24 protein-coding genes and 1 pseudogene are annotated in these 25,204 nt (G+C 43.1%); 5 read left to right on the top strand and 20 right to left on the bottom strand.

Annotated features, from left to right (window positions below; genetic code table 11):
- Nucleotides 1-4: 4 nt before the first annotated feature.
- The 8 genes and pseudogenes from CSV69_RS04105 to CSV69_RS04075 all read right to left on the bottom strand — a co-directional run bounded on the left by CSV69_RS04105 (nt 5) and on the right by CSV69_RS04075 (nt 9,193).
- Complete coding sequence (locus CSV69_RS04105; protein WP_085426367.1) at nt 5-517, bottom strand: adenine phosphoribosyltransferase; 513 nt, start codon at nt 515-517, stop codon at nt 5-7.
- Nucleotides 508-1,149, bottom strand: a complete 642-nt coding sequence (locus CSV69_RS17235) for a single-stranded-DNA-specific exonuclease C-terminal domain-containing protein (protein WP_255396849.1) — start codon at nt 1,147-1,149, stop codon at nt 508-510. Before CSV69_RS17235 ends, CSV69_RS04105 begins: the two co-directional genes overlap by 10 nt.
- Before the next feature lie 33 nt (nt 1,150-1,182).
- Nucleotides 1,183-2,565: pseudogene (gene recJ, locus CSV69_RS04100) on the bottom strand (single-stranded-DNA-specific exonuclease RecJ); the annotation flags it as partial.
- A gap of 179 nt (nt 2,566-2,744) precedes the next feature.
- The gene (gene ltrA / locus CSV69_RS04095) at nt 2,745-4,634 is read right to left on the bottom strand and encodes a group II intron reverse transcriptase/maturase (protein ID WP_199170392.1); all 1,890 of its coding nucleotides are present in this window, start codon (nt 4,632-4,634) and stop codon (nt 2,745-2,747) included.
- A gap of 711 nt (nt 4,635-5,345) precedes the next feature.
- Nucleotides 5,346-5,645 carry a single-stranded DNA-binding protein gene (locus tag CSV69_RS04090; protein WP_233192321.1) on the bottom strand — a complete coding sequence of 100 codons (300 nt, stop codon included), beginning with the start codon at nt 5,643-5,645 and terminating at the stop codon, nt 5,346-5,348.
- 404 nt (nt 5,646-6,049) lie between these two features.
- Nucleotides 6,050-6,409 (bottom strand): LapA family protein, encoded by a 360-nt coding sequence (locus CSV69_RS04085; RefSeq protein ID WP_085426369.1) that lies wholly within the window; start codon nt 6,407-6,409, stop codon nt 6,050-6,052.
- Nucleotides 6,410-6,482: 73 nt separating this feature from the next.
- Complete coding sequence (secDF, locus tag CSV69_RS04080) at nt 6,483-8,750, bottom strand: protein translocase subunit SecDF (protein ID WP_099692768.1); 2,268 nt, start codon at nt 8,748-8,750, stop codon at nt 6,483-6,485.
- Between the two features lie 131 nt (nt 8,751-8,881).
- Nucleotides 8,882-9,193: a post-transcriptional regulator gene (locus tag CSV69_RS04075; protein WP_099692767.1), complete on the bottom strand. Its 312-nt coding sequence runs from the start codon at nt 9,191-9,193 to the stop codon at nt 8,882-8,884.
- Nucleotides 9,194-9,325: 132 nt separating this feature from the next.
- On the opposite strand from CSV69_RS04075, the gene CSV69_RS04070 reads away from it, so the two are divergent.
- Nucleotides 9,326-10,843: a putative polysaccharide biosynthesis protein gene (locus CSV69_RS04070; protein WP_099692766.1), complete on the top strand. Its 1,518-nt coding sequence runs from the start codon at nt 9,326-9,328 to the stop codon at nt 10,841-10,843.
- Here the strand turns inward: CSV69_RS04070 and CSV69_RS04065 are convergent.
- From CSV69_RS04065 to CSV69_RS04035, 7 genes are all read right to left on the bottom strand, one after another.
- The gene (locus CSV69_RS04065; RefSeq protein ID WP_085426373.1) at nt 10,840-11,475 is read right to left on the bottom strand and encodes a DUF421 domain-containing protein; all 636 of its coding nucleotides are present in this window, start codon (nt 11,473-11,475) and stop codon (nt 10,840-10,842) included. The genes CSV69_RS04070 and CSV69_RS04065 overlap by 4 nt on opposite strands.
- Nucleotides 11,476-11,583: 108 nt before the next feature.
- The gene (yajC, locus tag CSV69_RS04060) at nt 11,584-11,850 is read right to left on the bottom strand and encodes a preprotein translocase subunit YajC (protein WP_369823338.1); all 267 of its coding nucleotides are present in this window, start codon (nt 11,848-11,850) and stop codon (nt 11,584-11,586) included.
- 47 nt (nt 11,851-11,897) lie between these two features.
- Nucleotides 11,898-13,037: a tRNA guanosine(34) transglycosylase Tgt gene (gene tgt, locus CSV69_RS04055; protein ID WP_085426374.1), complete on the bottom strand. Its 1,140-nt coding sequence runs from the start codon at nt 13,035-13,037 to the stop codon at nt 11,898-11,900.
- Complete coding sequence (queA, locus tag CSV69_RS04050) at nt 13,038-14,090, bottom strand: tRNA preQ1(34) S-adenosylmethionine ribosyltransferase-isomerase QueA (RefSeq protein ID WP_099625896.1); 1,053 nt, start codon at nt 14,088-14,090, stop codon at nt 13,038-13,040.
- Nucleotides 14,091-14,108: 18 nt separating this feature from the next.
- Nucleotides 14,109-15,107, bottom strand: coding sequence for a Holliday junction branch migration DNA helicase RuvB (gene ruvB / locus CSV69_RS04045; RefSeq protein ID WP_085426376.1), 999 nt, complete (start codon nt 15,105-15,107; stop codon nt 14,109-14,111).
- Between the two features lie 19 nt (nt 15,108-15,126).
- Nucleotides 15,127-15,732 carry a Holliday junction branch migration protein RuvA gene (gene ruvA / locus CSV69_RS04040; protein ID WP_099625894.1) on the bottom strand — a complete coding sequence of 202 codons (606 nt, stop codon included), beginning with the start codon at nt 15,730-15,732 and terminating at the stop codon, nt 15,127-15,129.
- A gap of 701 nt (nt 15,733-16,433) precedes the next feature.
- Nucleotides 16,434-17,000: an NADPH-dependent FMN reductase gene (locus tag CSV69_RS04035; RefSeq protein ID WP_085426378.1), complete on the bottom strand. Its 567-nt coding sequence runs from the start codon at nt 16,998-17,000 to the stop codon at nt 16,434-16,436.
- A 154-nt stretch (nt 17,001-17,154) separates the two neighbouring features.
- Between CSV69_RS04035 and CSV69_RS04030 the strand changes: the two genes are divergently transcribed.
- A complete protein-coding gene (locus tag CSV69_RS04030; RefSeq protein ID WP_099692765.1) occupies nt 17,155-17,778 on the top strand; it encodes a hypothetical protein in 624 nt (207 codons plus the stop codon).
- A 66-nt stretch (nt 17,779-17,844) separates the two neighbouring features.
- Here CSV69_RS04030 and CSV69_RS04025 read toward each other — a convergent pair whose 3' ends face one another.
- Nucleotides 17,845-18,360 (bottom strand): GNAT family N-acetyltransferase, encoded by a 516-nt coding sequence (locus CSV69_RS04025; RefSeq protein WP_099692764.1) that lies wholly within the window; start codon nt 18,358-18,360, stop codon nt 17,845-17,847.
- Nucleotides 18,361-19,048: 688 nt separating this feature from the next.
- Here CSV69_RS04025 and tatA point away from each other — a divergent pair.
- Genes tatA through CSV69_RS04010 form a run of 3 tightly spaced genes read left to right on the top strand, consistent with a single transcriptional unit; the run spans nt 19,049 to nt 21,891 of the window.
- Entirely contained in the window at nt 19,049-19,252 is a 204-nt protein-coding gene (gene tatA / locus CSV69_RS04020) for a twin-arginine translocase TatA/TatE family subunit (protein WP_085426381.1), read from the top strand.
- Nucleotides 19,253-19,285: 33 nt separating this feature from the next.
- Nucleotides 19,286-20,125 (top strand): gluconate 2-dehydrogenase subunit 3 family protein, encoded by an 840-nt coding sequence (locus tag CSV69_RS04015; RefSeq protein WP_085426382.1) that lies wholly within the window; start codon nt 19,286-19,288, stop codon nt 20,123-20,125.
- 17 nt (nt 20,126-20,142) lie between these two features.
- A complete protein-coding gene (locus CSV69_RS04010; RefSeq protein WP_099692763.1) occupies nt 20,143-21,891 on the top strand; it encodes a GMC family oxidoreductase in 1,749 nt (582 codons plus the stop codon).
- 72 nt (nt 21,892-21,963) lie between these two features.
- Here the strand turns inward: CSV69_RS04010 and isdG are convergent, their stop codons facing one another.
- From isdG to CSV69_RS17100, 4 genes are all read right to left on the bottom strand, one after another.
- Complete coding sequence (gene isdG, locus CSV69_RS04005) at nt 21,964-22,284, bottom strand: heme oxygenase (RefSeq protein WP_099625890.1); 321 nt, start codon at nt 22,282-22,284, stop codon at nt 21,964-21,966.
- A gap of 145 nt (nt 22,285-22,429) precedes the next feature.
- Nucleotides 22,430-23,155: a YebC/PmpR family DNA-binding transcriptional regulator gene (locus CSV69_RS04000; protein ID WP_085426385.1), complete on the bottom strand. Its 726-nt coding sequence runs from the start codon at nt 23,153-23,155 to the stop codon at nt 22,430-22,432.
- A gap of 12 nt (nt 23,156-23,167) precedes the next feature.
- Nucleotides 23,168-24,037 (bottom strand): aminoglycoside phosphotransferase family protein, encoded by an 870-nt coding sequence (locus CSV69_RS03995; protein ID WP_099692762.1) that lies wholly within the window; start codon nt 24,035-24,037, stop codon nt 23,168-23,170.
- Between the two features lie 6 nt (nt 24,038-24,043).
- The gene (locus CSV69_RS17100) at nt 24,044-25,171 is read right to left on the bottom strand and encodes a LysM peptidoglycan-binding domain-containing protein (protein WP_233192320.1); all 1,128 of its coding nucleotides are present in this window, start codon (nt 25,169-25,171) and stop codon (nt 24,044-24,046) included.
- Nucleotides 25,172-25,204: the final 33 nt, after the last annotated feature.

Here is a 25,204-nt window from a genome sequence, read left to right as displayed (position 1 = left end):
GGAATTAATACGTAATAAGCGCCTTGATGTTTTCATTCGTCAACTTTTTGCGACCTTCTAAGTACGTCAGTTCGATCAAGAATGCACAGCCAGCCACTACGCCGCCTAGTTTCTCGATTAATTCGACCGTTGCACCCACTGTACCGCCAGTTGCAAGCAAATCATCGACAACGAGTACACGCTGTCCAGGCTTGATCGCATCTTTGTGGATCGTTAGTTCATCTTGTCCATATTCCAGATCATAGAAGACCGAAATAGTTTCGCGAGGTAATTTCCCCGGCTTACGAACCGGCGCAAAACCGATTTGAAGGGCATAGGCCACAGGACATCCGATGATGAAACCGCGTGCTTCCGGCCCCACGATAATATCTACGTCCAATCCTTTCGCATACTCGACAATTTGGTCTGTCGCATATTTATATGCTTCTCCGTTATCCATGATCGTCGTGATGTCCTTAAAGCTGACACCCGGTTTCGGATAATCGTCTACAGTCGTTACAAACTTTTTTAAGTCCACAGTTTTTCCTCCTCAACAGCGTCTGTCTCACGTAAAGAATCGAATACTTTCTTTAAGTCCTGATACGGAGCATAAAGCAATAACTCTTCTAGTTTAATTTGCTGTTGGCGTTTTTTATAGGATGGTGCTTCTGCCAAATCACGTTTGCCGGCAGATTCTAGCATCGTCACCTTACCATTCTCTAGTGTAACAAATTCTAGTTCATAAAACACTTTTGTCATGAACTTAATTACGTCTTTTTTCCAACCTTTATGTTTTGAAAGCATTTCGATTTGATTGTACATATCAAATGTCTCCCGCTTTTTCAAAAAGCTGTAATACCAACCAAATTGTTGGCGGTCGGGCATCTTTTCGAAGTACATCGAATCATGCACATGTAGATGTAGATAGACACGGTCAGCAAGCGTCTTTTCCATCACTAGCTTCAACTGTTCTTTCGCCTGTGGCATATCGAGCAAAACAATCGCGGAAGACGGATACACTTCATCGCGTCCGATCAAAGCAATCGGAACTTCTTTAAAGAATGGTGCGAAATGCTGAATGGCTTCTTCACTGAACGCAATGAATTGCGCTTTATCTGGAATCATCGGCAACCATCTAGCCGGTTCACGAATTCCACGATAATCAAACAACTGCCATTCGTCACATTTTACGTCACCAACAAGCAACTGCGCTTTCTTATTGCCGTTCCATTCATTGATCTGCAAATCACCCGTCAAACTCAACTTACTCTGTGGTGCCATTTCATCTGCCAATGCACCCGCTCCGAAATAAATCGCGTCCAGTCGCTCACCGTGATCACCCATTTCCAGTTTTAGATGATCTTTCGCCGTACCGATTTTGCGGACAGATATCGTATCTAGATCTTCAAGCAAGAAAACAGGCTTCGGGAACCCCATACCAAATGGTCGGATTTTCTCAAGCGCTTCGATGGACGCAATATCAATTTCATTCATCGACAGCGGTACATCGATCGATAAAATAGGCTGAAGGTCTTCTTCCGTCAACACGTCTCTCGCCTGTTCATTCAAATTCGAACGCAATAATTCGACATCTTCTATTTTCAATGACATTCCAGCCGCCATCGCATGCCCGCCGAAATGTGGCAGAATCGATGCATTCTTAGACAATTCCTTATACAAATCAAAGCCTTCGATACTGCGGGCAGAACCTTTTGCGATCCCTGTCTCATGGTCAAGCGACAAAATGATGGAAGGACGGTAGTGTTTCTCCGTCAACCTCGACGACACGATGCCGACAACACCCGGATTCCAACCTTCACCTTCGACGATTAAAACGTGAGGAATTTGATCGCCATAGCGAATTTCCACTTGTTCTTCCGCCTCTTTTGCGATCTCTTTCACCAATTGTTGCCTTTCTTTATTCAAATCATTCAATGACTCCGCAATTCCGAGCGCTTGTTGATCATTGTCAGACTTCAATAACTCCACAGCGACGTCCGCATCACCGAGTCGCCCAGGTGCATTTAAGCGTGGACCTATCGTAAAGCCAATCGTTTCTTCCGATAATGCGTTCTGGTCATGTCCGCTCACTTGCATCAATGCTTTAATTCCCGAACGCTGCGTGCGACGCAATCTGCGAATCCCTTCCTTCACCATATACCGGTTCTCATCTTCTAGCGGAACCAAATCTGCAATGGTGCCGATTGCGACAAATTCTAACAAGTCGAGTGGTGGCTCTCCAAGTAGCGCAGAAGCGAGTTTGAACGCTACACCTACCCCCGCGAGTTCTCCAAACGGGTAATTGCCTTCAGGATGACGAGGATGAATGACTGCGTCCGCATCAGGCAATACTTCGCCCATTTCGTGGTGATCAGTAACGATGATCGTCATGCCGAGCGATTTCGCAAATGCGACTTGCTCAATGCCTGAAATTCCGTTATCAACGGTAATGAGCACTTCGGTTCCGTCTATATGTAGTTGTTCAAAGTAGTCGCTATTCGGTCCATAACCGTGTTCAAAACGGTTCGGAATGGCAAAGTTCACTTTAGCACCGAGACGTTCAAGTGCTGTCGTTAGCACAGTGACGCTTGTTACGCCGTATAGTGATAGGTAAACCTTTGAAAGTTATCTCCGGCTTTTCCCCCACTTCACACCGTGCGTGAGACTTTCACCTCACACGGCGTTCCATCGAAAAATTTCAAAACTTTGGTAATCTACATAACTTAACAGAATTCACTTGTTCGTTGGTATGTCTAATCGTCCAATTAGAGTGTTACTTGCTGTAGTTCCAGTTTCTTTCGTAGCGTATTTATTTTATTAAGGCTTTGTGAGTTGGTTATTAACTTTTTATACTTTGCGATTATTTCTTCATCTTTTGCATGGATTAAGATGTGAATGTCTTTATCAACGAGACAGAGGTTGTTATATTGGTCAGTACCACCTTGCAACCGTGGTACTTTGTGATGGCAATGAATCGTCATCGGGTTTAACATTTGCCCTGTTACGTGGCATTTCCCTCTTTGTGCACAGTATAATGCAATACGATTATCGTTGTACTCTATACTTCGCTGTGGAATTGGATGCTCCATCAGAAAACGAAGTATAGTGATATCAACAGTCGTCAGATTTTTGTGAATTTCTTCTCTGCCTTCTTTTGTATATGCATTAACCGTGTTACGCTTCATCATCGGATTCTTATGTTTAATATATCCAATTGGAAGTAGCGGATCTCGTGATATAAATCTTAATTGTTTGCTCTTCCCGTATTCTTTCTTAATAAAATCAGATGTTATCACACCTGTTTTCTTAATTCGCCTTTTCATACGATGGTCTTTCATACATGCATTCACTTCGTATGCAATGTTCCCCATGTCTTCGGAAATCATTGTAGCGGTACGGAAATATTGATGAAGTCCTATTACAGTCGAGTTGTAGAGTGCTATTTTTCTTGCTTGGTCGTTAACACCGCTATCATATCGAATACCGTTTATGATTTGCTTCAAGTTTTTCTTTGTGCGTTGAACTGCTTTGTCGCACATATGACTTTTCACAACCCATTTCTCGCCTTTTGGAATTAACTTCATCTTAAACCCTAGGAATTCTGAGTAACTCTTTTTGAGATTCACTATTTTTGATTTGTCTTCGCTTATTTCTAAACCAAGTCTTTCTTTCAGCCATTTTTGTACTGCAAAAAATAATCGTTTGGCGTGATTAGGATTACTGCAAAAGATTTTGAAATCATCTGCATATCGAACAATATAACATTCCTTCAAGTTAGTTTTACGTAACGATTTATATTGATTTCCTTTGTCCGTGGAATTCCCACGATCTTCACGTCTGATTATTTTATCTTCGCAGATAGGGATTGTCTCCCACTGGCTTTCAATCCAACGATCAAGTTCATTAAGAACAATATTAGATAATAATGGAGATAGGATGCCACCTTGTGGCGTACCTTTCTCATTCTCAATGATTCGACCATCCGGCAACTTGATTTTTGCTTTAAGCATTTTCGAAATAATAGTGAGTAAATTCTTATCTTGAATACCCATTGCCCACATTTGTTTTAACAACTTGGCATGGGACACGTTATCGAAGAATCCCTTAATATCTATATCAATTACATATGACATTTTTGAATTCTGCATAAGACGATAACTTTGAGCTATCGCATTCTCTACTGAGCGGTTCGGTCTAAATCCATGACTTCTCCCCGAGAATTTTGCTTCCACTATGGGTTCAAGAATTTGCAATATACATTGTTGGACTATCCTATCCCAAATAGCGGGAATTCCTAAAGGTCTAATTTTTCCATTTGGCTTTGGTATTTCTACTCGTCTAACTGCTTTCGGTTTATAATCTCGCAGTTTGTTTCTAACAAAACCAACAAATTGCTCTTCGGTCAGCTCGGAAATATGATCGATTGTTCGACCATCTACGCCAGCCGTTTTGCTGCCTGTATTTTTCTTAATATTTCGATACGCCAACTTAATGTTTTCAACTGAACTAATCATGGACATTAAGTTTTTAAAAGAACTGTCATTTTTGCTTTGTTCATGCAACATGTCAAATGTATCTTGCATGTGATAATACTCTGCGTTTCTGAGCTTGGACTTTTTAACATGTTTAACGATTTGTGAATTTGCCACAGACATCAACCCCTCTCTCAAGTGGTGATTCTTTTAGTCATACTCGAATCTGTGTCTGTTATGCATTTATAAGTCTTTGAAATTTCCGACTAGAGCCTATTCCTCCACCACTTATTATCATGGTTTCAAAGGTACTATGGCTCCACTCTCACGAATGGTAAATCAGTTTTAATAGGTCGCCCCTTTATATACCGAACTGCTTCGTAGGTAGGTTAATACCTCCACATCCTTCGCTTTCCACGTTCCAATTTCTTTATCCTTACATATATCCTTAGGTTTCTCCTATGGTCCTGTATGCTTGAACTTGCCTATAACAAGTTATGGGGTTTCATAACGCCAGATTTTTACTCGCCCACACATACGATGGCACTGCCACCTGTCACATTTCTGTGACAACTACGTCTAGACCCGTACATTCAGAGATTCGTCAGTGCTTCTGCAGCACATTCTAACCATAGATACTTTATGGACTCCCGGCATATAGGATACACCGTCCACCTCTGGACAGCTTTCGTGTCAGGTACTCGCTATGCTTTCCCTAACTTACGGTATCTCTCTGCCGACTTCACCGAGCTTCACACCTTTTGATTTAACCATTTAGAAGGCATGTCGGAGTATCAGAGTAGGCGTTTCAAGGCGTTACCCAATCATTCCACCTATCAAGAAATCAGTTCTCCTAGGGATTTTATTCGACTCCCTAGTGTCTAACCTTTTCAGTTAGAAACGTGTCGCACCCGCGTCGTAATCTCCATATATTGTAATTTGTTGTTGTGTGTCGATGGCCTGCTTAATACGGTCAACAGCTTTTTGCATGTCATGGAATAAAAACGGGTCGTGTAGGTTGGTTTCGTCCATGTACAAGTACGCGTTTGCTTGTTCGCTTGTCGTGATGCCGCGCGAGACAAGTATTTTGGTCAGCATAGTCGATAACTTCAAGTCTTTCGCTAGCTGGTTGACAAGTTCTTCATCAGGCCGATCGATTTTCCATCTTTTTTTGGATTGTATCAATGCGTTCACTTCCTCTGTTCTTATTATAGCTAATGTAGGTGGAGACTGAAAGGAAACGATATGAGGAGATTGGGAATCGGATGGCTCCGATGATCAGCGTTCCAGGCACAGGCTGATTCCAACGAAGGTGCTGCCAGTGGTAGGCGTAGCGAGGAGACTAAGTCAGGCGCCCTCGCTGTCTCAATCTCCTCACGAAAGCCTTCCACCAACACCGAAGTGGGGTCAATGACCGCCCCACTCAAATCGTCAGCAGAACCACTACCACCATTCAATCCCCAATCGAAAAATCACTTGCAAGAACAACTACCAATGTCGCTTATTACGCAACCATCAAAAACTCAACTCTACCCTCACTCACTTATCAAAAAAACCACAACAAGTCGCAAAGCACGACCTGTTGTGGCAACACGAACTCAATATAACTCTTTCGGTGGAATAATCTCCGCCTGAACCAACGGCGGCTCCATCAACGTATCGATACGCTCCTCCATCTCCTGCATCTGCCTACGCTGCGCAGTCAACTCTTCCTCTTTCAAATGCAACTGCTTCTCCAACTCCTTCACACGGCGACTATTTCGGTATGACTTATAAATAGCAAAGAACCCACTAATAATCGCACCTAGCAAAGCCGAACCTAAAATAATTAACACAAGTGGGATCATCTCTGTACCAAAGAAATAATTCACCGGTACAGACTCCACATTAAACACCGCAAACACTGCGATCAACACAGCAAATAACAAACCGAATAACACTGTCCACTGAAATTTCATAGGCTTCATTCCTCCATTCAAAAAAAGCAGGATATACCGAAGTATACCCTGCTTTTTATATAGTTCAAACGTATTACACAACAGGTTCGTCTGAGCCCCATTGCTTTTTCTCTTTTTCTACTTTCATTCCGCCACTCTTTGCAATCTGCTTTCTCTTTAGATCGAACCAAAGTTGAGCAGAGATGAAGATGGAAGAATACGTACCTGCAATCAAACCGATCAATAATGCGATCGAGAACGGTCGGATCGATTCTGCACCAAGTGCCATCAATGCCACGACGACGAAAATAACTGTCAGAACCGTGTTCACCGAACGTCCAAGTGTTTGTCGCAATGATTTATTGACGATGGATGCCAACTCGTCGTCGTTATTAATATGCTTCGAGCGCTGCAAGTTCTCACGTATTCTGTCGAAGGTGACGATCGTATCGTTGATAGAGTAACCGATAATCGTCAGAACCGCCGCGATGAATGTAATGTCTACTTCCAATCGTAAAATACTGAAGATCGCAATCATGAAGAACGCATCATGCAGTAAACCGATAATGGCCGCAAGACCCATACGCCATTCGAAACGGAACGCCACGTAGATGATGATACCGAGTGCTGCAATGGCTAATGCATAGATCGCATTGCGCACAAGCTCTTTACCTACTGTATCCGAAACCGTCGAAACATTTGGCTCTGCGCCATAAAGTGCAGACATTTCTTTTTTAATTTTATTGACTTCTTCTTGTGAGAAGTCTTCTTTGTATCGAGCCACCGCAATATTTTTCTCATCGCCTGAAATGACGACGTCTGACGTTGGGTGACCGATATCCTCAAGCTGTTTCGTTACTTTTGCTTCATCCAGCTGCTGTTCAGCCAGTACTTCAACACGTGTACCACCGGAGAAGTCGATTCCGAGATTGAGCTTGAAGACCCCGAGCATGATCGCTCCGACTAACAACAAGACAATGGACAATGTATAGAAACGTTTTCTTGAATGAACGAAATCAAAACGATCGAATTTCGTAGTCAAATCAAGTGTTTCATAGCCTTCATCCGCTGAGTGAACTTGTTTCTTGTTCAGTCCAAACCAACTGACTTTATTGTCGAGGTATCCACTGTGAACGAGTAGACCAAGCAATAGACGTGATCCCCAAACTGCTGTTAAGAAACTGACCATAATACTGATAATCAACATTGTCGCGAAACCTTTAACAGAGCTTGTACCATAAATGAACAATACTACTGCCGCAAGGAGTGTCGTGACGTTCGCATCAAGAATTGCGGTGAACGAAGACTTCGCTCCGGCCGTAAAGGACGTTTTAACCGATTTTCCGACACGTAATTCTTCTTTGATCCGCTCATAGGTGATGATATTGGCATCGACTGCCATCCCGACCCCGAGCATTAATGCCGCGATACCTGGTAGTGTCAATACACCATTGATTAATGTAAACACTAGCAAAATCAAAAAGATATAAACAGAGAGTGTGACAACTGCGATAAGCCCTGGCAAACGGTAATAGAGTGCCATAAAGATAAAGATCAAGCTGACACCGACAATTCCAGCAAATATCGTTTTATCAAGTGCTTGCTCACCAAATTGTGCACCGACAGAAGTCGAGTAAATTTCCTCTAAATCAACAGGTAATGCACCGGCGTTTAGAATACCCGCCAAGTTCTTTGTCTCTTCAATAGAGAAGTTACCTGAGATCTCGACATTTGAAGAGTTGATCGTTTTAGACACATAAGGAGCCGAGATAAAAGCAGGTTCTGGTTTCATGGCTTCTTCTTTAAAGGAGCTTTCGCCTTCAATGAAGTCTAACCAGATGACCAACATATTGTCTGGCTTCATTTGTACAATTTGAGATGTAACTTCTCCAAACTTATTTGGATCTTTCATTTCCAATGTGACAACAGGATTGTTGTTCTCATCGAAATTGGCTTTTGCTTTACCTTCTTTCAAATCATTTCCATCTAGCATCAATTCATCATTCGCATTACGGAACGACAGATTAGCTTGAGTGGATAATAATTCGCGGGCAGATTCCTGATCTTCTACCCCAGCAAGCTGAACGCGGATCCGGTTGTTCGATTCGATTTGAATACTTGGCTCACTTACACCGAGTACGTCAATACGATTCGTCAAAGCGCGGGCCGTATCGGCAACCGTCGACTCCGTGATCTTCTGTCCGTCTTTCAATGGCTTCACTTGGTACAGAACCTCGAAACCACCTTGCAAGTCTAGACCTAGCTTGACATCTTTTAAAATCGGACTCGTCGTGGAAAATACCGTTGATGCCAAAATAACGATAAGCAGCAAAAACGCGACGATCCTTCCTCTGTTTTTCATATTTCCTTTTCCCCCTCATATACTAGAGCGGCATAGCACCTGTTATGTACTTTCGATCTCTCATTGTACAACATACCAATTATGAAACAGTCGGTTGTCTGTGTCAAATACTTCATGACTAGAATCGCAAATCAATCAGTTTTTTTGGGCGAAAATAACACAGACCATTCCTCTTCGCTCAATTCCAAGACGTCTTCGCTATTGCGTTGAGCCTCTGTTTGTGTATGGGTCATGAACTGCGCCGCGGTAATTGCCAGGACATCTGAAATCATTTCATGGAAACGCATAGTGGAAACATCCTTTTTCCGCCACTTCTTCGCTACCAAATATCCTAATAAATCTTCTTCCGTAATCTCCGAGTAGCCGTAAAACATCAATTCTTTTTTTTTACTTTCTAGTGCAGGGAGCAACTGTCTGCATAAGTCTGTCAGCTGTTGATCCAATGCCGCTTCCCCCCCTCGCGTTTTGTTCCGGAATAAACTTGATTATATCACATACACTTAACTATATTTGGGTTTTGCCCAAGCATTATGTAAGTAATTGAACGAGCGGCAAAACAGAAGGAGTGGTGCAGGGTGTCGTCATTCATACGTGGGACAATCTTTTTGATGGCGGCCGTGTTTTTATCGAAATTACTCGGCTTTGTCTATCGAATTCAATTTATGCGAGTAGCGGGAGAAGAAACGGTTGGAATCTATATGACCGCATACCCGGCATTCATCTTTTTCCTCTCCTTAGTACAGCTTGGCGTACCAATTGCAATAGCTAAGGTGATAGCGGAACTAAAAGCGCAAGGCAGCACTGTACAATTACGACAAGTTATGAGAACTGCCACATTTATTACGATCTTATCTGGCGCAGTCTTCATTCCAGCATGTATTCTGTTTATCCCTTTTCTAGCCGAAACTTTACTCGGTAATAGCGCAACTTCCACTGCATTATACGTAGGCCTCGCCATCGTACCTATCGCTTCAATTGGTGGATTAATCAGAGGATATTTTCAAGGGGTTTCACGAATTGAGGAAACCGCATGGGCACAAGTCATCGAGCAAATCTTCCGTATTTTATTGATCACGTGGATGCTTCCGTACATTTTAGCTCCTGATGATCCGATGATGAACGCGGCATATGCGATGGCTGTGACACTCGTAGCTGAAGTCGTGTCGGTACTGTATCTTTTGTACAAATACCGCCAGCAACAAAAGAAGGAGCCAAAACCACAAAAAAAAGAACCGCGCTATCCGATGGAGCCCATTCTAGAGGTGGCACTTCCTTCGTCAGGCAGTCGTCTATTTGGAACTTTCACATGGTTTCTCGAGCCTATTATCTTTTTACGCGCACTCTCCATGGCAGGCGTCGGAACGGTAGCTGCCACTTCATTGTACGGAGTCATTTCAGGGGTACTTATTCCGTTATTATTGTTTCCGGCATTCATTCCGTATGCATTATCCGTCGTGCTTGTACCGGCCGTCAGCGGTGCAGCTGCTTCGAGTAACGTCAAAAAGTTGCAAGAAAGAATTCACTTGGCATTACGTTTATCCGCTTTGACAGGTGCATTTGCGGCTACTGTATTTTATATTCACGGCCAAGAACTCGCCGAGAAGCTATTTCATATTGTAGATGGCGGCAGCTATATGACGATGCTCGCGCCAATTTTTTTCTTTTATTATATTCAAAGTCCACTTTATTCAATTTTGCAGGCCACCGGTGACGCAAAAGCCGGCATGATGAACTCCGTCTATGGCGGGATCGCGAAGCTTGCAGTCATGTTCATTTTAGCATCGCAACCTGGTCTTCAAGAAACAGGTGCTGTACTAGCGATCGGATTCGGCGTACTCATCACGTCTTTCCTACATATCGCGACACTGCGTAAAAACAAATCGACCGCCACAGGATTCTCGATGTTCGCAATGACCTATATTGTATTTTTACTGACCGTCGTCATCCGTCCGATTTTCATTCCGATCGGTTCGCAACATTTATTTGTCGAATGCGCCATTACGTCAGGTGTGCTGTTCGCTTTATTATTACTGACTAGACAAATCAAAGCGCAGGACTTTATCATGCTACGGAATTTAGTTAAACGTTATTAATCATGTTTGAGTTGTACTCTTATTTCACCTTGTTCATACGAGCAATAGAAAATTTTGCTTAAATCAGTGATATTTTTAGCATGTAACTCTTGTAGCAACCAGTCTTCTGTCTTGCCAATCAATTCCAAATGCTCTGGCTGAATATCACCATCAAGCACCAGTCCCACAATCGGCAAATCACCGTCTTTTGTGAATACGGATAAATTTCCGGAAGGTTCGAGATAAGCGAACGTTACATTATGAATCGAGCCTACTTGATTTTCACGTAATTGTTGAAACAAATCGTCGAGATTATATCGCTGTTTACGCATTTCATCTTGCTGGATCTCTCCATGCCTAATAATTAGGGTAGGATCCCCGTCGACCAAATCACGGAACTTCTTGCTTTTCAATGAAATCATCGACGATATATATTGAATAACGAGTAACAAAAGGATGGGAAGAATCCCTTCAAAAATCGGTTTATCAGGTGATTCCACTATCATAGCTGCAACTTCCGCCATGATGATGAAGACCACAATATCCATGACACCTAATTCGCCCACTTCCCGTTTTCCCATAATACGTAATATCACCAGAAGAAACACATATAAAAAGACCGTACGTAAGCCGATGATCCATAAATCATGCACTGCACATCTGCCTCCTTCACACATAGTGTGTCGGCAGATCTTTTTTCTATACACCCGCATACAAAAAAGCGGCAATCTATGGACATACCAGTAGATAACCGCTTTTTATTATGACGCTGTTACAACTCTACCTACCGCTTGCTTGTCAAAACGCAAAACTGTAGTGTCCGATACACGTAAGAAAATAGATGTTTCATCAACTGCATCCACAGTTCCGTGAATACCACCGATTGTTACTACTTCGTCTCCACGCTTCAAACTAGTTTGCATCTCTTTCGCTGCCTTCTGTCTCTTCTGAGCAGGACGAATGAGTAAAAACCACATAATAGCCACCATAATGACTAGTGTGAAAATACCACCGTATTGTTCCATCATTTTTAATTTTCCCCCTTCCTAAAGCATCAAATTTTATTATACAAGATTTAAAAGTTTTTTGCATTCGGTTTGTTAAAACCGTACTGCTCAAAAAACTCTTCACGGAAGTCACCGAGACGATCTTCACGTATAGCCTGACGTACTTGCTCCATCAAATTCAGCAAAAAGTGCAGGTTATGATAGGACGTCAAACGAATGCCAAATGTTTCACCCGCACGAATTAAATGGCGAATATACGCACGACTATAGTTTTTACACGCATAACAATCGCAGTTCGGATCAAGCGGTCCAAAATCGCGTTCGTACTTCGCATTTTTAACAACCAAACGCCCTTCACTTGTCATCAACGTACCGTTTCTCGCAATACGCGTTGGCAAAACACAGTCGAACATATCAATTCCACGGATTGCACCGTCGATCAATGAGTCTGGAGATCCAACGCCCATCAAATAACGTGGTTTGTCTTGTGGAAGTAATGGTGTCGTATAGTCCAGCACTTTATTCATAATATCTTTCGGTTCCCCGACGGACAATCCACCGATTGCGTAGCCTGGGAAATCCATCGATACTAGATCACGCGCACTTTGTTTACGAAGATCTTCAAACTCGCCACCTTGCACGATACCAAATAATCCTTGATCATTCGGACGACCATGTGCTTCTAGGCAACGCTCTGCCCAGCGAGACGTACGCTCGACACTAGCTTTCATATACTCATGTGTTGCAGGGAATGGAGGACATTCGTCAAATGCCATCATAATATCGGCACCTAAATCGTTTTGGATCTCCATCGCTTTTTCAGGGCTCAAGAACAATTTATCTCCATTAATATGATTCCGGAAATGAACGCCTTCTTCTTTAATATCACGGAATTTACTTAAAGAAAACACTTGGAAGCCACCGGAATCCGTCAATATCGGACGGTCCCAGTTCATGAACTTATGTAATCCACCTGCTTCTTTGACGATTTCATTTCCTGGACGTAACCATAAATGATACGTGTTACTTAAAATAATGCCTGCACCCATTGCCTTTAATTCTTCCGGAGACATCGTTTTTACTGTAGCTTGTGTTCCAACCGGCATGAAAGCAGGTGTTTCAAATGAACCGTGTGGCGTGTGGACAATCCCAAGTCGCGCACCCGTTTGTTTACATGTTTTAATATGTTCATACGTAATAGCTGCCAATTAATCTCGTTCCTTTCTTGTAGCAGGGCGGATCAACATCGCGTCCCCAAAACTGAAAAAGCGATACTGCTCTTTCACTGCTTCTTCATATGCACTCATGACGTGATCGCGTCCAGCAAATGCCGACAATAGCATCAACAACGTCGATTTCGGCAAGTGGAAATTCGTCACGAGCCCGTCAATTGCTTTAAACTCATACCCAGGATAAATGAATATCGAAGTCCAGCCACTCGCTGCGACCACTTCTCCGTTATTCTCTGAAGCAATCGTTTCAAGCGTCCGTGTAGACGTCGTACCGACCGCTACTACATTGCCGCCATTGGCTTTTGTCTCGCGAACAAGTGCCGCTGTTTCTTCTGTCATCACATAATATTCCGCATGCATCGTGTGATCTTCAATTGTATCTACACTAACAGGACGGAATGTACCAAGTCCAACGTGCAACGTAATGAAAGCGATCTGCACGCCTTTTTCCCGTAAAGCATCCAAGATTTCATCCGTGAAATGCAAACCAGCTGTAGGCGCTGCCGCAGATCCACGCTCTTTTGCGAAAACGGTTTGATAGCGCGTCTGATCTTCCAACGTCTCGGTAATATATGGAGGCAACGGCATCTGTCCGAGCTGATCGAGCAACTCATAGAAAATACCGTCATAACTAAATTTGAATTCGCGACCCCCTTGTTCACCAAGAGCGGTACATTCAGCTTGCAGCAAGCCGTCACCGAACGTCACGATCGTTCCTACTTTTATTCGTTTTGAAGGCTTGACCAACGTTTCCCAGCGGTCGTCCCCTGTTTCTTTTAATAATAATACTTCAATCGTCGCACCGGTTTCTTCTTTCGTACCGATTAAACGCGCCGGCAATACTTTCGTATCGTTCAACACGAGTAAGTCCCCCGCTTCTAGTTCGTCCACTAGATCACGGAAATGCTTATGCGTGACGATACCGTTATCACGTCCCATAACGAGTAAACGGCTCGCTGTGCGATCCAAAAGTGGTGTTTGTGCAATTAAATGCTCGGGTAAATCAAAATCAAAGTCTTCTACTTCCATCATGCTAACTCCTATCTGTCACTCAGGAAGCGGATAACCGAAATGCTCGTAAGCCTTTTCTGTCGCCATCCGACCTCTTGATGTACGTTGAATAAATCCCATTTGTAATAAATACGGCTCATAGACATCTTCAATCGTCACCGATTCTTCGCCAATACTTGCAGCGAGCGTATCAATGCCGACTGGACCGCCACGGAACCGTTCGATCATGCTGTGGAGCAACTGATGGTCGATTTGGTCGAGTCCATGATGATCCACTTGTAGCATATCGAGTGCTTCTTGTGCAATCGAAAGTGTAATGATCCCGTTTCCGCGCACTTGTGCATAATCGCGAACTCTACGCAATAGACGATTTGCAATACGTGGCGTTCCACGCGAGCGTTTCGCCAGTTCTACAGCCGCTAACGGATCAATGTCCACTTCAAATAAATTCGCGCTTCGAATGACTATCTCCGTCAATGATTCCACTTCATAATACTCTAGTCTAAGCGGTACACCAAAACGGTCACGGAGCGGTGCAGACAATGCCCCTGCACGTGTCGTCGCACCAATCAATGTAAACGGCGGCAAATCCAGTCGCACAGAACGCGCAGTCGGACCTTTTCCGACCATAATATCGAGACAAAAATCTTCCATTGCGGGATACAGCACTTCTTCAATCGCGCGGTTTAGCCGGTGGATTTCATCGATGAATAAGACGTCGCCCGGCTCCAACGAAGACACTACTGCCGCCAAGTCACCCGGACGTTCAATAGCCGGACCGCTCGTCATGCGGACATTAACACCCATTTCATTGCCAATCACCGTTGCGAGCGTCGTCTTTCCAAGCCCAGGAGGACCATACAGCAAGACATGATCCAAACTTTCTTCCCGCTTCTTTGCCGCCTCGATAAAGATCGATAAATTATCTTTCGCTTGTTGCTGACCAATATATTGTTGCAATAATTGCGGGCGTAATGACTGTTCAAAACTATCATCAAAATCCGTCGCTTCATTCGTCAGTATGCGTTCATCCATTGGAACCACCTCCATCGTATTAGCCTTGTTTCAATAATAACTTTAACGCCAGTCGCATATAGCCTTCTGTATCGAGTTCTTCTTTCTCGAGCTTCGGCTTCACTTTCTTTAGTTCGCGATCCGAATAACCAAGCGCAGTCAACGCAAGCAATGCTTCGTCGAGCTCGTCACTTTCAGCAAGCGTAAGCAATGTGTCTTCCGAATCCGGCAAATCAATCTCCGTAAATAGATCATGAAGTTTGCCTTTTAAGTCCAAAATCATTTGACGCGCTGTTTTCTTGCCGACACCTGGAAACTGTACCAGGAACCCTTCATCTTCGCGCTCGATTGCACTTACTACTTGAGAAGGCAAGCCATTCGCAAGAATTGCGAGCGCGCCTTTAGGACCGATTCCCGAAACGGTAATCAGTTTGCGGAACAGTTCACGCTGTTCAAGTGTCTTAAATCCGATCAATAATTGCGTGTCTTCACGCACATGCAAATACGTGAACACTTGCTGAACCTCATCTGTTATATGGAACGCAAATGGATTCGGCGTCATCACTTGCCAGCCGATCCCCGATTGCTCCAGCACAACATATTCCGGTGTCACGCGTGTCACATAACCTTTTATGTAATCGTACAAAGTATTCTCCCCCTAAAGTATACCTGTTATTATAGCATACGAACGGGTTTTCTACTTGTACGACCTTCGGAAATTTGCATAAATAAAATAGGTGTGTATTTTAAGTAATTTAAGTTCAAAAGCGAATACTTTGGAGTGGTGAGAGAATTTTTGAGTGTGATTGGATGGAAGCTCCAGCTGGCGGACGCTTTCCCATGGGCCCGCGGTGAGCCAACCAGTTCGCTGCGCTCTCTTTTGGTTGTCTCACCTGATCGGGCTGATCCATCGGGGAGTCGCCGCCAGCTTCCGCTTCCATCCTACATTGATAGTACGGATACTTAGATCACTCACTGTAGGAAGTGTATGAATTATTGTTTTACCCTTACTTATTTAGATTCAAGTACTGAAGTTCAATGCCTGTTACAACATTAATTTCAATGCACAACATAAAGTATCATCCACTTACACTGCAAGGGATTGGAGCGTAGGAGGGGCGACTCTGGGAGGATCAGCGGGACAGGTGAAACACCCTGCGAGCGAAGCGACGGGGTGTGGTTCACCGCCCGCCCTCCAGAAAGCGTCCCCTCCGAAGCACCAATCCCCTTCCCCAACACCTCTGCCAGCCTTTTGTTTTCTTATCGCATACTATTTCGCATCAAAAAAGAGCTGTCACCAGTCGTCATTTAACGTCATGACGACTTGGACAGCTCCGTTCATTCTAATTATGCGTGAGCCATTGCTTGTTGTTTCTTATGGAAAGCGATGAAATTCTGTACAACCGTATCAAGGAATGCGATTGTTGCTTCATCTGTAATATTTCCTTCTTCGTCCATTTTCGTGTGAACCGCACCAATATACACTTCATTACCTGGCAATAGGTTAGGTGCTAATGCTGGGTTCGATAGAATTTCGCGTAAGTGGATCTGCGCTCTTACTGAACCGAAAACTCCCATCGATGACCCTACGATAAAGCCCGTTTTACCATGTAACGTAAAGTCGCCTCCACGTGACAACCAATCCAATGCATTTTTCATTGCGCCAGGAATAGAGAAGTTATATTCTGGTGTTGCGAACATCACTGCGTCTGAATCTTTCACGTCATCTTTGAATGTTTGAACTGCTACAGTTGGTTCGCTTTCAATATCAATAGAGAACATTTCTAAATCGTTGATGAGAACCGGAGTAATTTCCAATTCTTCTTTATAGCGTTTAGCCATGAATTTCACTAACTTTAAATTGTATGAAGTGGAACTTGTACTACCGATTACTGCTTTTACTTTGATTGTCATAATATAAATCTCCCTTATGTTTTAATATCTGCAGGACTTATCATATCGCATGCTCGTTTTGATTTCTAATATTTTGCTTGACATTTGAAACCTTCTTTGCATGTAAACGTATACATATAAAGCAGTTCTACGTCTTTTTAAAGGAGGAAGCTGTATGCGAACAATAATCTATGCGAGTTTTGCGATGTCACTACTACTTGTCGGTTGTAATTCAGCAACAGAAAAACCAACTGATGAAGTGGAGCCGCCAGTAGAAACGCCAGTCGAGGAAACACCAGAAGAAACGACGACGTTGCCTGAACGTGAATCTACGATGGATGTAGTACTATCTGTTGAGGGAGAAGACTCCACTATCACAATGGACCTCGTCGAAGGTAGCGATGCCATGTATTCACTGTATATTGATCCGGAACGCTATACGTTTGAGACCGGTGAAAAAGAAGACAAGCTCATGCCGATTGATGAAGTGCCTGAAGGGTATCCTGAGGTGAATATGACATTTCTATACGTCAAAGATCAAACGCCAGAAAGTGTAATGGAAGATATGGAACAGGAATATACTATGCCGCTTGAAGAAAAAACGATTTCTGCGCCAGTCAACGCACTTTCATTACACGGTACTTCCGGAGATGAGTCGGATAGTGAAGTTGTGACGATCTACATGATGGAAGTAAACGATGGCACATTGCTCATTAAGGAGAACTATTTCCTGGAAGCACAAGAAGGCCATGGCGCACGATTTGAACAGATGTTGGAGACGCTAGAAGTACGTAAATAAACAAGGAGAAACGCATGCACATACTTGAAAAGTCCTCATTCGTAATGGAATGAGGACGTAACTAGTCTATTCGATAGAAGGGTCTATGAACTTGGCCATATAATATTCGTCAACAAATTCTTCACCGATACATAAAGAATGCTTTTTAGTTCCCTCGATTTCAAACCCCATCTTTTTATATAAAGACAAACCTGCTTCATTTCGAGTAACGACCGTTAACTCTAATCGATGTATAGGATGATTCGCTGCCCACTGATTCAACTCTATAAATAGTTTCGTGCCGACGCCCTGTCCTCTGAAAGTTTCAGTAATCCCCACTACAATATATGCGCAATGTCTATTCCGTTTCGCGTCACCACCGATTGCAAATAAATATCCTACTAACTCGTTTTGTTCATTTTCAGCAACTAGGATCGTAGAATTACTACTCTTTTTTATACGCTGTATCCTGTGTATTTGTTGCGCATAATCATTTTCTCTTTCCCCAGCCTCCATCAACATATAATCTGAACTCGCTTCTACATACTCCATTAGACGGGAAAGTTTCTCCGCATCCGATATTTCTATTTCTCTTACTATCAATAGATCACTCCTCATTATCTAGTTATGTATATAATACTAGTGAAGTCTCACTTGATTTAAAATCGCATGCAATCCATGGACCCGTTTTAAAATTCTTTCTATACTATTCTAGCAAATTAAATTACATTTAATACAGTTCTGCATACCGTTAGCTGCCAGAATTCTCTACAACTATGGGATAGTTTTAAGCCCAGCCATCGGTGCTATTTTAATGTCACTAAGTACTGTGATCGTAGCAATTAATGCTAGATTGTTAAAAATCTGAAGTCGCTAGAATAATTGAATAGTGAGCGCCTATACAAAAACACCTTGAGAATTTCTCATGGTGTTTTTGTGTATCTTTTACTATGCATGAAATTATACACATAATTGTAACTAGACCACTACCCTGCTCATCTGTTTTCAAAATTATGCATTTTTGAATTGAATACTTAGCCTTTTAAATACTGTGACTACTTCTAATTTTACATCTATTCATAACTATTTTTATTATATTATTAAAGCAGATTATTTCATTAATTCATGCAATGAAACAACTTAAAAAGCTTCGTAGAATTACTTTGCATTTTTTGTCGAATAACACTATCATATATGAGGGCCAGAATTCCCTTACGAATTTAGCAAACTAGCCAGAGCTCTACCAATACATTGTAAACATGTAAAAAATAATGTAAAAGGAGGGAGTTTTATGAGTTTAGCATCCATCGGTGTACCTGGATTAATAATTATCTTAGTCATTATTCTAATTTTATTCGGACCTCGAAAATTGCCGGAAATTGGTTCTGCCGTCGGTAAAACACTTGCAGAATTTAAAAAGGCAACAAGTGACATTTTGGAAGATGATAACAAAGACAAAAAAACTGATTCAGAAAAATCCGAGTCCATAAAGTAACTACAATGACAAATGTGAAGGAGGAACTAAACGATGACGAATAACAAAGATTCCAATCAAGATACTCAAGATTTAAGTCGAAGAAAGTTTTTGAAGAGTGGCGGTCTTGTCGCTGGTGGACTTTTAGGTGGCTCCCTCTTTGGTGGTTTACTGACGAGCCAATTCCAAAAAGATTCGAAAAAAGATGTTGCGCCACAAGCTGATAAGCAAGTTACGTTTGATGCACGTACGTTCTTCAGTCGAAATGAAGACTTCGCGTTGCTATCTGCTGCAACTGAAAGAATCTATCCAGAGAATAAAAACGGAATGGGTGCAATTGAACTAGGCGTGCCTTATTTCATTGACCGTCAATGTGCAAGCAACTGGGGAAGAAATGCGAATGACTATATGGTCGGTCCTTTCCCATCGATTACAAAAACAGACGTATATGAAGAAGAAAAACGTCAAACAAACGAAGTCATCACATCGTCCACTGTTGTGAAGTTACCAGCTGGTACGGCTAACTATCAAACGAAAATGACGAGAGGTACGTTTTTCCTTGAAGGGCTTAACGCTATGGAGAAAACGTCACAAGATAAATTTAATGAGCGTTTTATTAATTTAGAACCTGAACAGCAAGATGAAATTTTACAAATGTTTGAAAAAGGTGAAGTGAAATTCAGTGGTGTAGATTCCGCAGACTTCTTTAGCTTGTTACGTCAAACAACTATTGAAGGCGTGTATGCAGATCCTGTTTACGGTGGAAATCGTAATATGGAAGCTTGGAGAATGAAAGAATACCCTGGGCCGATCATGAGCTTTTTAGATAAAATCGAAGAAGAAGAGTTTATTGTAATGGAGCCTTCAAGTTTACGTAATTATCAAGGGCTTTAATTTAGGAGGACGCGGAAATGGCTAAAAAATTAGATAAAGTAGACGTAGTAGTCGTTGGTAGTGGTTGGGCTGGCGGTATCGTTTCAGCTGAACTATCCAAAGCAGGCTATCAAGTCGTCATGTTGGAACGTGGGAAAGATCAAACACGTTCAGATTTTATAGGTGTTAAAGATGAGTTACGTTATACAAATAGACATGAAATGATCGAAAAATTAACAGGCGATACGATTACATCTCGTGTTTCAATAGGCGATGCTGCACTACCTGTACGCTTGCAAAAAGATATGAACACAGGGACGGACCTTGGTGGCGGAAGTATGCACTGGGCAGGTTCCGTATACCGTTGGCGTTCATATGACTTCGAGATTCGTTCAAAAACTATCGAACGTTATGGAGAAGGCAAAATTCCAGAAGGCATGCAAATTCGTGACTGGGGAATTACGTACGATGAACTAGAACCATATTATGCTAAATGGGAACAAACGGCTGGGATTTCAGGAGAACCTGATCCACTTGGTGACAAGAGATCAAATGAGTATCCAAACCCACCTATGCTAGCTTCTCCTGCGATTAAGTTGTTTAAAGAATCGGCAAAAGAGATCGGCTTACACCCTTATCAAATGGCTTCAGGAAACATGTCTCAAACATATACGAATCCCGATGGTGAAACGTTGAACCAATGTATGTTCTGTTCGTTCTGTACAATGTACGGCTGTGACTTCGGTTCAAAATCAGATCCTCTAGCAACGGTTATTCCGACTGCTCGCAAAACTGGTAACTGTGAAATCAGAACCAATTCACTCGTCCGTAGAGTTATGCATAAAGACGGAAAAGCGACAGGCGTTTTATATACGGATACAAGAACAGGTCAAGAATTCGAACAACCAGCTGACGTTGTCGTTCTTGCGGCATTCACATTCTCAAATAACCGCCTGCTCATGCTATCGGATATCGGTGAAATCTATAACCCGGAGACTAGAAAAGGAACGATTGGCCGTAACTTTACAGGACAATTCAACAGTACATTCCTAGGTGCAACAGGATTCTTTAATGACAAGAAATTCAACTACTACATGGGTGCTGGTGGATTAGGTGGCGCTTTAAGTGACTATGACGCGGACCTATTCGACCACACAGATTTAGACTTCATTCACGGTGGCGGTATCGAACTTCGTCAATACGGAGATGCAGCGATTAAGAATAACTTCGTCCCTAAAGGTACACCAACATGGGGTGAAGAATTTAAAGAGAAATCACTCTTCTATGCTTTCCGTACATTAACGGTTTGGTACTCAGCAGCAGTTATGCCTTGGTGGCACAACTTTATGGACTTGGACCCTACGTATAAAGATGAGTTCGGTGATCCATTATTGCGTATTACAAATAAATTAACAGAACAAGATAAGAACATCGCGAAATTCGGTATTGAAAAATGTACCGAAATCGTAGAAGCAATGGGTGCGGACATTATTGATCAGGACGAAATGCCAGACCAATTTGACCACACTTACAGCGGTATGCACTATATTGGCGGCGTAGCTATGGGTGAAGATCCAGAAACGTCTGCGGTAAACAACTACTTGCAACTGTGGGAAATGGAAAACTTATTCGTCGTTGGCGGATCTGCACTACCACACTTCAGTAGTCACCACCCTACCCCAACAATCGGTGCCCTATCATACCGTGCAGCTGAAGGTATTGAAAAATACTTAAAAGAAAAAGGCGGTCTCTTGACGCAGCCAAAATCTTCTGGCGTTAAAGCATAATTAATATTCAATCACCTCTCACTTAGCAACAAGATAGTGAGGGGTGATTTTTTTCTGAACACTTCATTACACTCACACCGCAACGATTGGATCACGCACTACTCTAACATCATAGAATGACACTTTATTGCTAATCACGTATCCTGGCTGTCCGTCGCGATGTGAATGCGCTTCCTTGAAAGCGTCGCTTTTCGTCCATGCCTCAAACGCCTCTTTAGATTCCCAACGCGTGCTGATCGTCACTTCGTCATAATCTGGTAAATTATCCGTGAACAATACTTCCAGTCCTAGAAACCCTTCCATTTGCTCCACTTTTCCTTTTTTATCAAAACGCGTAACCAATTCATGTCCACGATCTTTTATAATCTTATTTGTATTTGTTACGATGATCATACTTATTCCCCCTTTTAATCTACTAAAGAGTATACTTTCTTCAGCAACTAAGTTAAATGATAATGAATCTCATTATCATTGTCAATAACAAAAAAGCCAGTCAACAACTTTTACGCAAGTAAAGTTGTTGGCTGGCTAGCATTCATTACTCTTCCGATGCATTAGAATAGACGTTTTGTACATCGTCGTCATCTTCTAATGCATCGATCATATTCATAAATTGTTCTTGTTGCTCTTCGGTCAAATCCGCATAAACGGATGGAACCATATCTACTTCTGCTGAAACGAACTCCAAACCTTCGACTTCAAGCGCTTCTTTTACGTTCAGGAATTCGGATGGATCAGTCAGAATTTCAAAACCATCTTCTGTTGACACAATGTCATCTGCTCCTGCTTCTAAAGCCGCCATCATAACCGCGTCCTCGTCCGTTTCTTCCGTACGTTCGATAAACAAACGGCCTTTGCGTTCAAATAAATAATTGACGGAGCCCGTTTCTCCTAAACTACCGCCGTTTTTATTGAACGCCACGCGCATATTCGGTCCTGTACGGTTACGATTTTCCGTCAGTGTATAGACAAGAACCGCTACGCCGCCTGGTCCATACCCTTCGTAGATCATTTCTTCGTAATTTTCGTCCGCACCTGAACCCGTTGCTTTATCGATCGCTCGCTGAATGACATCATTTGGTACATTCACACTTTTGGATTTATCGATTGCTAGACGTAAAGCTGGATTCGTGTCTGGATCGTCTCCGCCAGACTTTGCTGCCACGTAAATTTCACGCGACATCTTCTGAAAGATCTTTCCTCGTTTTGCATCCTGTGCGCCTTTTCTGTTCTGGATATTCTTCCACTTTGAATGGCCTGCCATGGATCAAACCTCCTACTTCATCATTCGCTCTACATCATACCATAATCTCGGCCAATGTGAGAGTGCAGTATCAGTGAAATGTAGGAGTTTGCTGGCCATCCGTTGCTGTTGAGCGAAAGGTAATGACAATAAATGCAACCATTCCCGAAGCACTTCATTCGGATATAAAAGCTTCGCAAGCGACTGGTTGGATAAGGTTTGCAACGCCTGATGCTCCCCCATCAAAAAAGTCGGATTATACGAAATTTGTGGCAACACACGATGCATCCACAACACCCGTTCATCTTCTTCCGTCCCAAGGCACGCTAAATCAAAATCGATAAAGCAAATCCTTCCATTTGTGTCCCGCAAAATATTATGATGGACGACATCTCCATGCAATAGCGTCAAAGAACTAACAGGCGGTGGTTGTTTCTTCGCGATTTGCAATGAATCTTTCCCATACGTCAACAGTTGATCGATCGTCGAAGAAGGTAGAAATGCTTCACACATCTCCCGTAACTCTTCAAATCGCGCAAGTCGGACTTCCCACTTCTCCAGCATATGATAATGCGGAAGACAGGAAATCGACTCCCAATCAATCGAATATTTCGTATCATGTAATGCTTGCAGCGCACGGAATGAATCGATACGATCAATTCTTCTTTTAAAGTTGACCGCTTTGGCATCTTCAAGCCATGGCTGCATAATCAGCAACGGATCCGACTTATCGACGATTGGCGCGATATGCGGAAAATGCTGTGCACTAAGTAATTGATGAACTTGCCGAACCTTCACAGCTTGTGCGAGTGATGCGTACTTCTTTATGGAATACATAGCTCCGCCAGACTCCATTTTCCAGACATTCTTTTTGATTTTGGTAAATCGCTGATTGTCTGCCATATGCGGTTACTGGTTTCGGTGCCAGTCCTCCGGTATTGGCATCGGCTGATGTTGAGGGGTATTACACCCACAATCACCCTGATAACCAGGAGGTTGCTGCCACATAGGTGGCATCGGCATCGGCATCATGTGCGGATATGGCATCCATTGCATCGCTGGCATACATTCCGGCTGTGTCGACCATTGAGGTTGAACTGGCCAATTCGGCGAGCATTGTTGTTGATTTGACGGACACCAGGATGGCGGTATGTCTGCTTTCGGCGGCATTGTCGGTTGTTGCGGCATTGGCATCGGTGCGGGTTGTTCCGGTATCGGCTGCATGACAGGCGGTTTTGGTTGTGGCATCGGAGCTGGTTTCATGTGTAATGAACTCGATTCAATTAACTGCCAACCGTCCGGCATTGGTGCGGGAACCGGCTTATGGTGGTGAGATGATTCCTCCTGCCACTTAGGTGACTCACATGGCGGCATCGGTTTGATTGGCGCCTGCACAGGCGGTGGCATTTGCGGCATTTGCTGCATTGGTTGTTGTGGCATATGTGGATGGCAGTCCGCATCGAAAATCGGCATCCATCCGCAAACTGGGAATACTGCTTGCCACATCGGTGGTGCTTGCATACTCGGTGGCATTTGCGGCATATGAGGCGCTGCCGGTGGAGTTTGCGGTTGTTGTGGCATCGCTGGTGGTGCGGGTGCTGGCCACTGTTGCATTGGCGGTTGTGGCACAGGTTGCTGTTGCATCGGCGGCATCGGTGGAGCTTGTGGTAGCTGCGGCACTTGATGCACTGGCGGTTTCGCTTGTGGAGGCGCCGGCTTAGAAGGCTTCTCCTGATGTGGCGGCTTCATCGGTTTTTCGTGATGAGGTTTCTCATGGTGTGGTTTCTCCTGATGTGGTTTCTCCTGTTGCGGTTTTTCATGATGTGGCTTCTCGTGTGGCTTCTCATGCGGTTTCGTGTGATCACCCTTATGATGAGGCTTTTTCTTATCCATTGGCAAAAAGATTTTCATGCCGGGAACGATATAGTCCGGATTAGCTAGGTGAGCATTCACCCGCTTCAGTTCCTCGAACGGTATACCGTACTGTCTTGCGATCTTCCATAATGTATCACCTTTGACGACAATATGAACTTCCACTAACTATTCCCCCTTCCATCAATCCATCGTATG

The organism is Sporosarcina sp. P26b, from assembly GCF_002743245.1.
GTDB classification, from domain to species: Bacteria; Bacillota; Bacilli; order Bacillales_A; family Planococcaceae; genus Sporosarcina; species Sporosarcina ureae_C.
The sequence above is the reverse complement of the archived record's forward strand: the minus strand, read 5'-3'. Positions and strand labels throughout refer to the sequence as shown.